The sequence below is a fragment of the Spiribacter sp. 1M189 genome, assembly GCF_040838345.1.
GTDB classification, from domain to species: domain Bacteria; phylum Pseudomonadota; class Gammaproteobacteria; order Nitrococcales; family Nitrococcaceae; genus Spiribacter; species Spiribacter insolitus.
Genome location: NZ_JBAKFF010000001.1, coordinates 1490845 through 1504563, shown reverse-complemented (window position 1 = coordinate 1504563; position 13719 = coordinate 1490845). Strand labels below are relative to the sequence as shown.

The 13719-nt window shown below is 65.0% G+C and carries 16 protein-coding genes; 6 read left to right on the top strand and 10 right to left on the bottom strand.

All coding sequences use genetic code 11. From position 1 onward, the window contains the following. Window positions 1-54: 54 nt before the first annotated feature. The 4 genes from V6X30_RS07580 to coaBC all read right to left on the bottom strand — a co-directional run bounded on the left by V6X30_RS07580 (window position 55) and on the right by coaBC (window position 4248). Window positions 55-1134 (bottom strand): cytochrome-c peroxidase, encoded by a 1080-nt coding sequence (locus tag V6X30_RS07580; protein ID WP_367984014.1) that lies wholly within the window; start codon window positions 1132-1134, stop codon window positions 55-57. A gap of 91 nt (window positions 1135-1225) precedes the next feature. Then, the gene (locus V6X30_RS07575) at window positions 1226-2602 is read right to left on the bottom strand and encodes a phosphomannomutase/phosphoglucomutase (RefSeq protein ID WP_367984013.1); all 1377 of its coding nucleotides are present in this window, start codon (window positions 2600-2602) and stop codon (window positions 1226-1228) included. Between the two features lie 16 nt (window positions 2603-2618). Beyond that, window positions 2619-3074 carry a dUTP diphosphatase gene (dut, locus tag V6X30_RS07570; RefSeq protein WP_367984012.1) on the bottom strand — a complete coding sequence of 152 codons (456 nt, stop codon included), beginning with the start codon at window positions 3072-3074 and terminating at the stop codon, window positions 2619-2621. Beyond that, window positions 3061-4248 (bottom strand): bifunctional phosphopantothenoylcysteine decarboxylase/phosphopantothenate--cysteine ligase CoaBC, encoded by a 1188-nt coding sequence (coaBC, locus tag V6X30_RS07565; protein ID WP_367984011.1) that lies wholly within the window; start codon window positions 4246-4248, stop codon window positions 3061-3063. Before coaBC ends, dut begins: the two co-directional genes overlap by 14 nt. An 80-nt stretch (window positions 4249-4328) precedes the next feature. Between coaBC and radC the strand changes: the two genes are divergently transcribed. Further along, the gene (gene radC, locus V6X30_RS07560) at window positions 4329-5003 is read left to right on the top strand and encodes a RadC family protein (RefSeq protein WP_367984010.1); all 675 of its coding nucleotides are present in this window, start codon (window positions 4329-4331) and stop codon (window positions 5001-5003) included. A 9-nt stretch (window positions 5004-5012) separates the two neighbouring features. On the opposite strand, the gene rpoH is transcribed toward radC, so the two are convergent. The 4 genes from rpoH to ftsY form a co-directional block, all read right to left on the bottom strand. Further along, entirely contained in the window at window positions 5013-5900 is an 888-nt protein-coding gene (rpoH, locus tag V6X30_RS07555) for an RNA polymerase sigma factor RpoH (RefSeq protein ID WP_367984009.1), read from the bottom strand. A gap of 71 nt (window positions 5901-5971) precedes the next feature. Then, a complete protein-coding gene (ftsX, locus tag V6X30_RS07550) occupies window positions 5972-6901 on the bottom strand; it encodes a permease-like cell division protein FtsX (protein WP_367984008.1) in 930 nt (309 codons plus the stop codon). Next, on the bottom strand, window positions 6898-7548 hold the full coding sequence (gene ftsE / locus V6X30_RS07545) for a cell division ATP-binding protein FtsE (RefSeq protein ID WP_367984007.1): 651 nt from the start codon (window positions 7546-7548) through the stop codon (window positions 6898-6900). The genes ftsX and ftsE overlap by 4 nt, the downstream gene beginning before the upstream one ends. Continuing rightward, window positions 7545-8552: a signal recognition particle-docking protein FtsY gene (ftsY, locus tag V6X30_RS07540; RefSeq protein WP_367984006.1), complete on the bottom strand. Its 1008-nt coding sequence runs from the start codon at window positions 8550-8552 to the stop codon at window positions 7545-7547. The genes ftsE and ftsY overlap by 4 nt, the downstream gene beginning before the upstream one ends. An 86-nt stretch (window positions 8553-8638) precedes the next feature. Between ftsY and V6X30_RS07535 the strand changes: the two genes are divergently transcribed. From V6X30_RS07535 to coaD, 4 genes are all read left to right on the top strand, one after another. Next, window positions 8639-9982 carry a M16 family metallopeptidase gene (locus V6X30_RS07535; protein ID WP_367984005.1) on the top strand — a complete coding sequence of 448 codons (1344 nt, stop codon included), beginning with the start codon at window positions 8639-8641 and terminating at the stop codon, window positions 9980-9982. Window positions 9983-10035: 53 nt separating this feature from the next. Further along, window positions 10036-11298 (top strand): M16 family metallopeptidase, encoded by a 1263-nt coding sequence (locus V6X30_RS07530; RefSeq protein ID WP_367984004.1) that lies wholly within the window; start codon window positions 10036-10038, stop codon window positions 11296-11298. Between the two features lie 6 nt (window positions 11299-11304). Continuing rightward, window positions 11305-11862, top strand: coding sequence for a 16S rRNA (guanine(966)-N(2))-methyltransferase RsmD (rsmD, locus tag V6X30_RS07525; protein ID WP_367984003.1), 558 nt, complete (start codon window positions 11305-11307; stop codon window positions 11860-11862). Between the two features lie 75 nt (window positions 11863-11937). Beyond that, window positions 11938-12444 carry a pantetheine-phosphate adenylyltransferase gene (gene coaD, locus V6X30_RS07520; protein WP_367984002.1) on the top strand — a complete coding sequence of 169 codons (507 nt, stop codon included), beginning with the start codon at window positions 11938-11940 and terminating at the stop codon, window positions 12442-12444. On the opposite strand, the gene V6X30_RS07515 is transcribed toward coaD, so the two are convergent. Next, window positions 12441-12758 (bottom strand): hypothetical protein, encoded by a 318-nt coding sequence (locus V6X30_RS07515; protein ID WP_367984001.1) that lies wholly within the window; start codon window positions 12756-12758, stop codon window positions 12441-12443. The genes coaD and V6X30_RS07515 overlap by 4 nt on opposite strands. A 10-nt stretch (window positions 12759-12768) precedes the next feature. Next, window positions 12769-13185 carry a DoxX family protein gene (locus V6X30_RS07510; RefSeq protein ID WP_367984000.1) on the bottom strand — a complete coding sequence of 139 codons (417 nt, stop codon included), beginning with the start codon at window positions 13183-13185 and terminating at the stop codon, window positions 12769-12771. Window positions 13186-13399: 214 nt separating this feature from the next. Between V6X30_RS07510 and V6X30_RS07505 the strand changes: the two genes are divergently transcribed. Beyond that, window positions 13400-13678, top strand: a complete 279-nt coding sequence (locus V6X30_RS07505; protein ID WP_367983999.1) for an RNA recognition motif domain-containing protein — start codon at window positions 13400-13402, stop codon at window positions 13676-13678. Window positions 13679-13719 lie beyond the last annotated feature (41 nt).

The window sequence follows — 13719 nt, the reverse complement described above, 5'->3', positions numbered from 1 at the left end:
GTGCGGTCCAATGGTCGCGCCCCGGGGGGCGGGGCGCAAGCGGTGGGAGGAAGTCTAGCCTTCCGAGCCCGTCGGCCGCGGGTAGTCCGGGATGTCCGGCAGCGGCGTGGCCTCCGTGCTGATCGGCAGCTCGGGGTACACGACCTCCGGCTGGCGACCCGTGAGCGAGCGCAGGAATGCCGTCACATTCACCACATCCTCGTCCGTCAGGAGGCTGTTGAGCTGAGAGTCGTTCATGACGGCCACCGCTTCCTGAAGGCTCCAGACGTTGCCAGAGTGGAAGTAGGGCGCCGTCAGCGCGACGTTCCGCAGCGACGGGGAGCGGAAGACATACTCGTCGGCCGCCGTCTCCGTCACCTGAGCCCGGCCCGTGTCGCCCTCGGGCAGGATGTCCGCTCCGGGCCGGTTGATGACGCCGAAGGGGTAGTAGCCCTGACCGCCGACGTTGACGCCGTTGTGGCAGGCGACGCAGCCCTTGTTCATGAACGCGTCCAGACCGGCGATCTGCTGCTCGGTGAGCGCGTCCTTGTCACCCTTGAGGTACTGATCGAAGGGCGAATCCGGCGTGATCAGCGTGGCCTGATAGACCTCGAGGGCCTTGGCGGTATTGTCGAAGCTGACCGGGTTGGACGAATCGGGGAAGGCCCCCTCGAACGCCTCGACATACTCGCCGATGCTGTTGAGCGTCTCCTCCAGCACGGCCGGCGTGTTGTTCATCTCAACACCCGCCTGGATCGGGCCCTTGGCCTGCTCCGTCATGTCCTCGGCGCGACCATCCCAGAACTGCGCGACGTTGAACACCGCGTTGAAGATGGTGGGCGAGTTGCGTGGACCGCGCTGCCAGTTGTGGCCCACCGAGCTGGGGATGTTGTCATCGCCGCCCATGCCGACGTTGTGGCAGGTATTGCAGCTGATGGTCTGACTGGCTGAGAGGCGCGGATCGAAGAACAGCATCTTGCCAAGCTCGATCTTCTCCGGCGTCATCGGATTGCGGTCCTCAAGATAGGAGGCGGCGCTCTCCGGAATCGGCTTGAACAGCAACTGGGCCCGCTCAAGCAAGGCGTCATCGGCGACGGCGCCGCCGCTGACCAGCCCGAGTGCCACGGCTGCGGTGAGTGAATGGACGGCTTTCATGGTTCACGCTCCTCGAGTGGATGTGTTTGAGTCGAGGATAGAACCGAAGTTTATGCCTGGGTAGCCGAACCGTGAGGATCCTTGATCGGGGTCAAATTGAAATGCCAACAGACTGTCCGGCCTCCCGAATCAGGCCCTCGAAGCGCTCGCGGATGTTCGCCAGCGCCCCCTGATCAACTCCTTCGAAGCGCATCACCAGGCAGGGCTGGGTGTTGGAGGCGCGGACCAGGCCCCAGCCTTCGTCGAAGTCTACCCGGAGGCCGTCAATGGTGGTGATCCGGGCATCATCAAATGCCTCGGCCTGTGCCATCAGTGCATTCATGAGCTGATGAGGCTGCCCCTCTTCCAGATCCAGGCGGATCTCTGGCGTGCTCACCGGTTCGGGCAGCTCGCCGAAGACCTCGCTCGCCCGGCGGCCATCATTGGCCAGGATCTCGAGCAGACGGGCGGCGGCATAAATGGCGTCATCGAAGCCGTACCAGCGGTCGTTGAAGAACAGATGCCCGCTCATCTCGCCGGCCAGCGGGGCCCCGGTTTCCCGGAGCTTTTCCTTGATCAGGGAATGGCCGGTCTTCCACATGACCGGTTCACCGCCGGCCTGTTGGATGACCTCGGCCAGTTTGCCGCTGCACTTGACGTCGAAGATGATGCCTTCCCCGGGATGTCGGCTCAGGACGGCTCGGGCATAAAGCATCATCTGGCGGTCCGCCCAGATCACATGGCCGTTCTCGTCCACCACGCCCAGCCGGTCGCCGTCGCCGTCAAAGGCAAGGCCAAGATCGGCCTTCTGCGCCACGACCGTCCGGATCAGGTCCTGCAGGTTCTCCGGCACCGTCGGATCGGGGTGATGGTTGGGAAAGCGGCCATCCACATCGCAGAAGAGCGGGCTGACATCGGCACCGATGGTCTCGAGGACGCCCGGCGCTACGGCACCCGGTACGCCATTGCCGCAGTCCACGACCACCTTCAGCCGGCGCTGGAGATGGACGTCACCCGCGATCCGATCGCGGTAGGCGTCCAGGACATCCAGCGAATGCTCCGTGCCGGTACCCTCGACGAGATCGTCATCCTCGATCCGGCGGCCCAGCGCCTGAATCCCCTCTCCCCAGAGGGGACGGTCACCGATGATGGTTTTCAGGCCGTTGTATTCGGCGGGGTTATGGCTGCCGGTGACGGCGACGCCAGCCCCGGTTTCCAGATGATGTGTAGAGAAGTACATGACCGGTGTCGGCACCTGTCCGATATCGATCACTTCCCGGCCCGCCGCCATCAGGCCTTCGCGCAGGGCGGCGGCCAGCCGGGGGCTGGACTCGCGGCCATCGTAGCCGACGACGATGCGGGTCTGTCCGGCATCGGCCGCCGCCGAGCCGATGGCCTGACCCAGCGCGCGGACCGTGTCCTTGGTTAGTTGATGATCCACCAGGCCGCGGATGTCGTACGCGCGAAGGATGGAGGGGTCGATCTGCATGGGGCGTCCTGCCTGTTTAATGTCTTCCGGTGTGGCCAAAACCGCCGGCGCCGCGTTCACTCTCGGTGAAGGCCTCAACGGTGGTAAATGCCGGCCGGGCGACCGGCACGAAAACCAGCTGGGCGATACGCTCGCCGGGCTCGATCGTGAAAGACGCCTGACCGCGGTTCCAGCATGAGATGAAGATCTCACCCTGGTAGTCGGAGTCGATCAGCCCCACCAGGTTGCCCAGCACGATGCCATGTTTATGCCCGAGGCCCGAGCGGGGCAGGACCACGGCGGCGTGGTTCGCATCGCCGATATGAACGGCCATGCCCGACGGGATCAGCGCGGTATCGCCGGCGGCGAGCTCGGTGGGCTCGGTCACGCAGGCCCGAAGGTCCACGCCCGCCGAGCCGTCGGTCGCATAGTCGGGCATGGGGAATTCCTTGCCCAGCCTCGGGTCGAGAATGCGCAGTTCAACGCGCTGCATGCCAATGTTCTCCCAGCAGTTCGATCAGGGCAGCGGCGAGCCGCCTCTTGGGCATCGGCCCGAGCGTGGCTCCGCCGCCGGTCCAGAGCACCTCGAGCCGATTCTCGTCCACGTCGAATCCCAGACCGTCACCCACCTGGTTGGCGGCGATCATATCCAGTCCCTTGGCCGCCAGCTTGCCCCGTGCGTGCTCGAGGAGGTCATCCGTTTCCGCGGCGAAACCGAGCGTAAACGGCCCATCGGGCATTGCCGCCACATCGCGGACGATATCCGGATTGGCGGTGAGCGGTAGTGACGAGGGTGCGTCGGTCTTCTTGACCTTGTTGGTGGCGGGTTCGGCGACCCGGTAGTCGGCAACGGCCGCCGCCGCCACGAAAATATCAGCCTCGGCCGCCCGGGTCAGTGTCGCGGCGTGCATTTCCAGTGCCGTCTCAACGTCGATCCGCGTGACGCCGGGCGGTGTTGGCAGGGCACTCGGGCCGGCGATGAGCGTGACCTGCGAACCGGCGGTTGCGGCGGCGGCGGCAATGGCGAAGCCCATGCGGCCGCTACTGCGGTTGGCAATGAATCTGACGGCATCGATGGGTTCACGGGTCGGGCCCGCGGTGATCAGGATCGACTGATTCTGCAGCGCTGATGGCCTCGACAGCGCATCGACGATGTCGCGGGGTTCCATCAAGCGTCCGGGGCCCGACTCGCCTTCCGCCAGTGGGCCCTCCGCCGGGCCAAGCAGGACCATCCCACGGGCCTGAAGCAGATCGGCATTGGCCCGGGTCGCCGGTGCCCGCCACATGACATGATTCATGGCGGGGCAGAGCGTGATCGGCGCCTCGGTCGCCAGGCACAGCGTGGTCAGCAGGTCATCGGCCAGGCCATGAGCGATTCGTGCCATGGCGTCGGCTGTGGCCGGTGCGATCACGATGCGATCGGCCCAGCGGGCGAGCTCGATATGGCCCATGCCCGCCTCGGCGTCAGGGTCGAGCAGGTCGGTATGGACCGGTTGGTGCGAAACGGCCTGGAAAGTCAGCGGTGTCACGAATGCCTCGGCCCCGGCGGTCAGAACGACCCGCACCTCGGCTCCCGCGTCGCGAAGACGTCGGACCAGATCCGGGGCCTTGTAGGCGGCAATGCCACCGGTCACCCCGAGCAGTATTCGTTTACCGGAAAGGCTCATTGAGGAACGTGTTCGCAGGTTGGCCCAAACCCGGGAACTTACACTGTTGCTCATTGCATGAAAACTTCATGGAGTACGACATGGCAATCAGTGACTGGCCGGCCCAGGAACGTCCGCGGGAGAAGCTGCTGGAGCGTGGCGCCGGGTCGCTATCGGATGCCGAGCTGCTGGCGATCTTTCTGCGCACGGGCGTTCGCGGCCGGACGGCGGTGGACCTGGCCCGCCAGCTGCTTGCCGCATTCGGCGGGTTGCGCCCGTTGCTGGAGGCCGATGCCGAGACGTTCTCCGGACATCACGGGCTGGGGCCGGCGAAGTACGTGCAGTTGCAGGCCGTTCTCGAAATGGGGCGGCGGCATCTGCAGGCGCAGCTGGCGCGGGGAGAGCCCATGACCGGGCCCGAGGACACGCGCCGCTACCTGGTGGCCCGGCTCCGACATCTCCCGCATGAGATCTTTGCCTGCCTGTTTCTCGATAACCGGCATCAGGTGATCGGTTTCGAGGAGATGTTTCGGGGGACCATCGACGCGGCGAGCGTTTATCCCCGGGAGGTGGTGAGGCGGGCGCTGGAGCTGAATGCCGCGGCGGTCATCCTCGCCCACAACCATCCCTCGGGCGTCACGGAGCCGAGCCACGCGGACGAGCGGATGACGGCCCGGCTGGCCGATGCACTGGCCACCGTCGACATCCGCGTTCTGGATCATTTTGTGGTGGGTGAGGGGCGCCCGGTCAGTTTTGCCGAGCGCGGCCTCCTCTAGCGGGGTGTCTCAGGCCTCAAGGACGCCGGCGCCAAGACCTTCGCGAAGCTTGCCAAGGGCACTCTTCTCGAGTTGCCGGATGCGCTCCGCCGAGACGCCGTAGTCGGCGGCCAGCGCGTGCAGCGTATCCTTGCTATCGCCAAGCCAGCGCCGCTTGAGGATGTCACGGCTGCGTGGATCCAGCGAATCCAGCGCTTCCCGAAGCGCCTGGTCCTGCCAGTCGGCCCAGTCTTCGCTTTCCACCTCGCGTGCCGGGTCGACGGACTGGTCGGTCAGATAGGCCGCCGGTGCGCGTGTCGAGCCCTCCTCGTCCTCCGTCTCCGGTCCGGGGTCAAACCCCACATCCTGCCCGGAAAGTCTCGACTCCATTTCCAGCACGGTTTCCGGTTTCACGCCGAGGTCCGCCGCCACCGCTTCGACTTCCTGACGGTTGAGCCAGCCGAGTCGCTTCTTGGAGCCGCGCAGATTGAAGAAGAGCTTACGCTGCGCCTTGGTGGTGGCCACCTTGACGATGCGCCAGTTGCGCAGGATGTACTCGTGAATCTCCGCCCGGATCCAGTGCACGGCAAATGACACCAGCCGCACGCCGACGTCAGGATCAAAGCGCTTGACGGCCTTCATCAGGCCGATGTTGCCCTCCTGAATGATGTCGGCCAGCTGCAGGCCATAGCCCGAGTAGCCGCGGGCCACGTGAACGACGAACCGCAGATTCGACAGCACCAGCCAGCGCGCGGCCTCCAGGTCCTCCTGGTCGCGGTAGCGGATCGCCAGTGCCTGCTCCTCATCCACATCCAGCGCCGGAATGGCATTCACGGCCTGGATGTACTGATCCTCGCTGCCAGCACGGAGCGGCAGCCGGTTGTAATCGGTGCTCACCAACGCCGTATTGGCTTCCATTGAGCCCTCCAGAGTATTCATCCGGTTGATTTTATCAATGTTTGTTGGAACGCGAAGACCCCGGATAGTTCCTATTGCGGTTCGATGGCGGCGAGATGGCGACCCACCGCCAGCCAGGCGCCGAGCAGTCCCAGCAGCAGGCCGGCACCCAGCAACGTCAGCACGCCGGACAGTCCCGGACCCGCTGGCTGGAATGCGCTCTGGTAGAGCGTCGCCAGGCGTGCTGCCGGTGCCGAGACCGCCAGCATGCCGCTGACAAGGATAGCGCCCGCCACCATTCCACCGGCAAGGCCATACCAGACCCCGGTGTACAGAAAGGGCCGGCGGACAAAGGTATCCGTGCCGCCGATGAGCTTGGTGATCTCGATCTCGCTGCGGCGATTCTCGATATCCAGGCGGATGGTGTTACCGATCACCAGCATGACTGTCAGACCCAGTAACAGCGCGATGATGGCGACGATCCGGTTGCCGAGATCGAGCAGTGCATCGAGCCGCTGCATCCAGGTCTGGTCGAGTCGGATTTCCTCGACCTGGGGCAATGCCCGCAGCCGGTTCATCAGGCTCTCGGTCTCCGCGGCGTCCAATCGTCCTGCAAGCCGGGCTTCCACCACCGCCGGCAGCGGATTGTCGTCGAGCAGGGCCAGGGTCTCATCCATACCGGCGGTGGCCTGGAATTCGGCAAGTGCCTCTGCCGGCGTGATCAGGGTGACCTCCTGTATGCCGTTCAGCGCTGCGATGCGCCCGGCAGTGGCGGTCTGTCGGTCCGGCGGGGTGTCCAGCGAGAGGAAGACCGATGCGCTGGGCGTGCCGTCCCAGCCGCCCATGGCCGATTCGATGTTGTCCATGATGAGCAGAAAGCCCGCAGGCAGCGCCAGCGCGATGCCGATGGCGGCGGTGGTCATCAGGCTGCTGGCCGGCTTGCGCCGAAGCTGACCGAGCGCGCTGATGGCGGCGCGCGCATGCTGGCCGAGCCACATGCGCAGCATCTCCGTCGGGTTCACGCCGCACGCCCCTCGTGCAGATGGACGCGACGATGCCCGAGGGCCTGGATTAGCGGCAGATCATGGCTGGCGATCACGGTGGTGACGCCCACCTGATTGAACTGCTCGAAAAGATGCATGATCTCCCGCGACAGGGCGGGATCGAGATTACCGGTCGGCTCATCGGCCAGCAGGATCGGCGGGCGGGTCACGACCGCCCGCGCGATGCCGACCCGCTGCTGCTCCCCGCCCGAGAGCGTGATCGGGTAGGCGCGCTCCCGACGCAGCAGACCGACCTTGTCGAGCGCCGCCCGAACGCGCCGCGCTACGTCCTGGTGGGGGCGGCCGGTGATGACCAGGGGTAAGGCGACATTGTCGAAAACGGTACGATCGTGGAGCAGTCGGTGATCCTGGAAGATCATGCCGATGCGACGGCGCAGGAATGGAATGCGGCGTCGACGCAGCGCCGAGAGATTCACGCCATCGATGAGTACGCTGCCGCGACTCGGTCGCTCCAGAAGCGGGATCAGCCGCAGAAAAGTGCTTTTGCCCGCGCCGCTGGCGCCCGTGACAAAGACCAGCTCGCCCTGCTTGATATCGAGGTCAAGGCCACGTAAAGCCTCGTTGCCGCCCGGGTAGCGCTTGCCCACCCCCTCAAAGCGGATCATTGCGTCTCGGACTCCGAGACGGCCTGGTCGAGCAGTGCATCGACGAACGCCTCGGCATCAAACGGGCGCAGGTCGTCGACGCCTTCGCCGACACCAATAAAGCGCACTGGGATACCGAAGCGCTGGGCCATCGCGAAGATCACACCACCCTTGGCCGTGCCGTCCAACTTGGTCAGGGCGATCCCGCTGACGTCCACCGCCTGCCGGAACTGCTCGGCCTGTGCCAGGGCGTTCTGCCCCGTGCCGGCATCAAGAACGAGCAGAACTTCATGCGGCGCCTGGTCGTCCTGCTTGCCCAGCACACGCCGGATCTTGCGGAGCTCTTCCATCAGGTTGCCCTGGGTGTGCAGACGCCCCGCCGTGTCGGCGATGAGGATATCGGCGCCCCGGGCGATGGCCGCCTGGTGGGCATCGTAGACCACCGAGGCGGAATCCGCCCCGGTAGGCTGGCTGATGACAGGGGTATCGGTGCGCTCGCCCCAGGTCTGCAGCTGCTCCACCGCCGCCGCTCGGAAAGTGTCTCCCGCGGCGAGGATGACGCGATGGCCCTGGTGTCGATACTGATCCGCGAGCTTGCCGATGGTCGTGGTTTTACCTGCGCCATTGACGCCGACGGTCAGGATGACCACCGGTTTGTCCTGCTCGGGTATCTCCAGCGGCTGCGCCACTGGCCGAAGAATGTCGAGCATGTCCTCACGGAGGGCCTGATGCAGCGCCTCCGTGTCGGCGAGTTCGTTGCGCTTGAGGCGCGCCGTCAGATCATCAATGATGCGGGTGGTGGCCTCCATGCCCACATCGGCCATCAGTAACAGCGTTTCCAGCTCATCGAGCAGATCACCGTCAATCCGCTTGCGGCCGAGGAAGAGCTGGCCAATGCCGCCGCCCGTGCGCTTCAGGCCCCGACGGAGGCGTTGCAGGAGACCCGGGCGGGATTCCTCGCGAGGTGCTTGTTCGGTGGCCGACTCGGTCTGATCGGCCTTTTTCTTGCGGCGGAAAGGCAGCATGGAACTCTCGGGGTTCGGTCTAAACAAAGGTAGGGGTATCCTACCATTGCCCGAGCGACCCGATGCGTCAGTCAAGAGGCCAGTGAATGACAGCCCGACATGCGATTTTCGCCCTCATTCCCGCTTTGATGGCCGCCCCGGTGGCGGCTCAGTCCGATTCGGAAGTCACCGAATTCACCCTCGATAACGGCATGCAGGTGCTGGTCCGAGAGGATCACCGCGCGCCCGTTGTCGTATCCCAGATCTGGTATCGCGTGGGCTCATCCTACGAAGGCCGTGGCAACACCGGACTGTCCCACTTGTTTGAGCACATGATGTTCAAGGGCACGGAGGAATATGCCGAAGGGGAGTTTTCGGAGATCATCTCCCGCGAGGGTGGCCGGTTGAATGCCTTCACTGGACGCGACTTCAGCGCCTATTTCGAGATCATGGCGGCGGATCGCCTGCCTATCGCGCTGGAGCTGGAGGCCGACCGGATGGCCAACCTCCAGATTGATTCGGAGGCGCTCTCTACCGAGCGCGAGGTTGTGCTGGAGGAGCGCCGGCTGCGGACGGAGGATCGGCCCGAGGGGCGGTTCGGAGAGCGTTACGCCGCGATTGCTAATCCGGGCACGGGGTATGCCCACCCGATCATTGGCTGGGCGGATGATGTCGCCGGGCTGACGGTGGACGACCTGGAAGGCTGGTATCAGCAGTGGTACACCCCGTCCAACGCCACCCTGGTGGTGGCCGGCGATGTCGAGCCGGAAGCCGTTTATGCACTGGCCCGCGAGTACTTCGGCGGGATTCCGGCCCGTGACGTGCCTGTGGTGCATGACCCCGAGAACCTGGATCCGCCGGGTGAGCGCCGGCTCATTTACCGTGATGAGCAGGCCCGCGTGCCGCAGCTCAGGATGGGCTATGAGGTGCCCTCCTTCGCCACCGCCGATGCGGCCCGTGACCCCTACGCGCTGTTGATGCTGGCGACCATTCTGGATGGCGGCGACGGCGCACGTCTTGCCGAGACCCTGGTGCGCGGCAGTGGCGTGGCGGCGGCGGCCGGTGCCGGCTATAACCCCATGGTGCGGCTGGACGGGGAGTTCTCGCTCTTCGGTGTGCCTGCCGATGGCGATGTGGATGCCGTCGAGGAGGCGCTACGCGAGGAGATTGGGCGCCTGCAGCGTCAAACGGTTTCCGAGGAGGAGCTTGAGCGGGCCCGTAGCCAGCTGCTTGCCGATCATCTGTTCGAGCTTGATTCGGTGTTCTACCAGGCAATGCAGCTCGGCATGCTGGAAACCACAGGGGCCGGCTGGGAGACGCTGGGCGCCTTTGAGGAAAACGTCCGGGCACTGACGGCCGAGGACCTGCAGGCCGCGGCCCAGCGCTATCTGCGTCCCGAAATGCTGACGGTGGGGATCATGCAGCCGGTGGATCAGGGGGATGAGGCATGAGACGTCTGATTCCCGCTATCCTTCTGACTTTTTTCAGCGGCGTTGGGGGCGCAATGGAAGCCGACATACAGGAGTGGGAGACCGAGTCGGGCAGTCAGGTGCTTTTCGTCGAGCGCCACGAGCTGCCGATCGTCGATGTCCGGCTGGCCTTTGATGCCGGGAGCGCCCGGGACGATGGCCAGGCGGGCCTCGCCCGCATGACCAGTAACCTCCTCCTCGAGGGAACCACCGAGCGTAACGCCGGCGAGATCGCCCGTGAGTTCGAGCGCTACGGCGCAAGAGTCAGCACCGATAGTGGGCGGGATACGGGGCAGGTGAGCCTGCGTGCCCTCAGCGAGGCGGAGCGGCTCGATCCGGTCATCGACAACATGGCCGACGTGATCGCCAATGCCGACTTCCCCGGTGATGCCGTGGACCGCGTCCGCCAGCAGATGCTGCTCGGACTGCAGCAGGCGCAGTCCTCTGCCTCGTCACTGGCCGAGAAGGCCTTTGCCCGTGCCATTTACGGCGATCATCCTTATGCCGCGCCGCCGGGCGGCACGCTGGAGTCGGTGGAGGCCATCGACCGGCAGGCGGTGGTGGATTTCCACCGGCGCTACTACACCGCCAATAATGCAACCATCGTCATCGTCGGTGACTTGGATCGCGCCCGGGCCGAGGCCATTGCCGAGCGTCTCAGTGCGGCGTTGCCTGACGGCGAATCTCCCGAGCCGCTGCCCGAAGTGAAATTGCCCGAAACGGCGCAGACCGTCCGCCTGCCGTTCGAGGCGGAGCAGACGCATGTCATCATCGGGCAGCCGTCGGTGCGCCAGGGCAGTGATGCCTACTACCCGCTCTATCTTGGCAACCACATACTCGGCGGTGGTGGCCTGACCTCCATCCTCGCCGAGCGCATGCGTGAGGAGCGTGGCCTTTCCTACAGCAGTTCGTCGAGGATCACCTCCGGTGCGCGCCGCGGCCGCTTCCAGATGGCCACACAGGTACGCAACGATGCGCTGGGAGAGGCCCTCGAGGTGATGCGCGGCAGCCTCGGTGAGCTGCGCGACCAGGGGCCTTCGGCGGAACGGCTTGATGCGTCAAAGCGCAACATCACGGGTAGTTTCCCGCTGCAGCTCGACAGCAATCGCGACCTGCTCGGGTACGTCACCAGCATCGGCTTCCATGACCTGCCGCATGATTATCTGCAGCGTTTCGTGGATCGAATCGACGGCCTTGATGGTGATGACGTGCAGTCGGCCCTGCAGACGCATCTCGATCCGGCGCGCAGTGTCACGGTGCTGGTCGGGCCCGAGGCAACGATCAACGGGGTGGAATGAGCGGGCGTGGCCGGGCAGCTCCGGATTATCGGGGGTGAGTGGCGTGGCCGGCGTTTTCCGGTGGCCCAGGCCTCGGGCTTAAGACCCACGGCGGACCGTAATCGGGAAACCCTGTTCAATTGGCTGCAGGGTGATATTAAGGGGGCTCGGGTGCTCGATCTGTTCGCCGGCACCGGAGCGCTTGGGCTGGAGGCGCTCTCCCGCGGGGCCGAGAACGCCGTCTTTGTCGAAAAGCGGCGTCCGGTGGCGCAGTCTCTTCAGGCGCTTATCCGGCGGCTTGAGGCCGGGATCCGCGCCGAGGTCGTGATGGCGGATGCGCGGCGCTACCTTGAGAGGCCCCTCCATCAGTTCGATCTCGTCTTTCTCGATCCGCCTTTCCGGGTCGGGCTGCTGCCCGGGGTGGTGGAACAGCTCCAGAGGGGGGGGTGGCTGGTGCCGGGAGCGAGTGTGTACGTTGAGTCCGGCATTGAGGAGACACCACTGAGTCCACCCGATGACTGGTCATGCCGGCGGGAAAAGACGGCCGGAGGGGTCTGTTATCGCCTCTTTCAGGCAGGAGGCTGACTGGTAATTCCGCAATGGGACTGGCATCTTCCTCGCGCAGGGAATAGCATGCTGCGCTGCAACGGAGGAGGGGGCATGTCCGTCACCGCGGTCTATCCGGGGACATTCGATCCATTAACCAACGGTCATAGCGATCTGGTCGAGCGCGCCTCGAAATTCTTTGATCGTTTGATCGTTGCCGTTGCCGGCTACCCCAGTCCCAGCAAGCATCCGGCCTTCGATCTCGAAGAGCGCGTCAGGCTCGCGCGGCATGTGCTCAAGCCCTACAGCAATGTCGAAGTCACTCCTTTCGAGAGCCTGCTGGTGGATTTTGTGGAATCACAGGGGGCACGCGTCATCCTCCGCGGGCTGCGGGCGGTATCGGATTTCGAGTATGAATTCCAGCTGGCCAGCATGAACCGCCAGCTGGTGCCGAAGGTGGAGACCGTGTTTCTGACCCCCGCCGAGCAATACTCCTATATTTCATCCAGCCTGGTGCGCGAGGTCGCGGCACTCGGCGGCGATGTCAGCCGTTTCGTCCATCCCTGCGTACAGGAAGCCCTCACGCGGCGCTACGGCAGCCGATCGAAATCCGCTGACTAGCGGTTTCCCGCCTCTGGAGTCGCCTCGGGCATGGCCTCCGGTGTTGCCTCGGGCATCGCTTCGGGTGTTGCTTCAGGCGTCGCCTCAGGAGCGGCTTCCGGCATCCCCTCCGGTGTCGCTGAGGAGGAACTCGGCGCAGTGGCCTCGGGCACCGCGCCCGATCCTGAGCCGGGGGTATTGTCACCGGTGGCATCCGAGATAAGCGCATGCATCGCCGCGGCGCCGGTTACCGCCACCAGAAGGGGAGTCGTGTAGGCGATCCCCCGGGAGAGTTGACGGCGGAGTCGCTCGCGCTGGGTTTCTTTGGGCGACATCGATATTCCCTCAGACCTCGTTGCCACGCACCAGGAGGTAAATCGCCAGACATGTCAGTGTGGCCTGGAATTCGAGCCCACCCAGCGGGTGACTCGGCGATGGCAGAAAGTGCCACTGTCCCCAGTGCACCATGAAAATGGCGCCAAGCAGCACCGGCAGTGCGGCCAGTGAACCCAACCGGGTGACCCAGCCTCCGAGCCATGCGCCAAGCAGCAATGCCGCGCCACTGACGATCTCCAGCCCTGCCACGAGGGCTGCGATGGCAATCGGTAGGCCCAGGTTGCCGGCGAATGCGGCCGGCCCGCCCAGCCAGTGATCCATGCCGTGGTAGAGCATGACCAGTGCAAGCGGTGTCCGGAGCAGCCAATGCAGGTGTCCTGCCTGGCGATCCAGCAGGGCGTCTCCGCTCTGGAGCGGTGCGCTCATGAATGCAATCTCCCGTCAGTCGTCCTGACAGCATAACGCCTAAAATTCCGATTGCGTGGAACAGCGGCGTGCCGTATTGTCAACTCCAGGTGCTGACCTGAACGGCCGGTGCCCGGCAGCCCGACGATCGGGCCGTCCGAAGGAGGGCAAGAGCCCTTCGCTTTGTTTGACCTGTCAAGCCGGGAAGGCTGACAGAGCTTGATGAGACTGACTGATGAAATCGATTTACGTGGGCAACCTGCCCTTCTCCGCCTCCGAGGACGAAGTTCGTGACCTGTTCGCCGCTCATGGCGAAGTCAAGGAAGTCCGGATGATCTCCGATCGGGAAACCGGTCGTCCTCGCGGCTTCGGCTTCGTACGCATGGAGCCCGCCGAGGCGGATGCCGCCATCGAGGCCCTCAATGGGACTGAAATGGGCGGACGGACACTGCGCATCAATGAAGCGCAGGATCGCAAGCCCGCCGGTGGAGGTGGCCCGCGCCGCTCCTGGTAACCGCAGGCCTTATCTGCAGGGGCCCGATGCCGTCCGCGGCA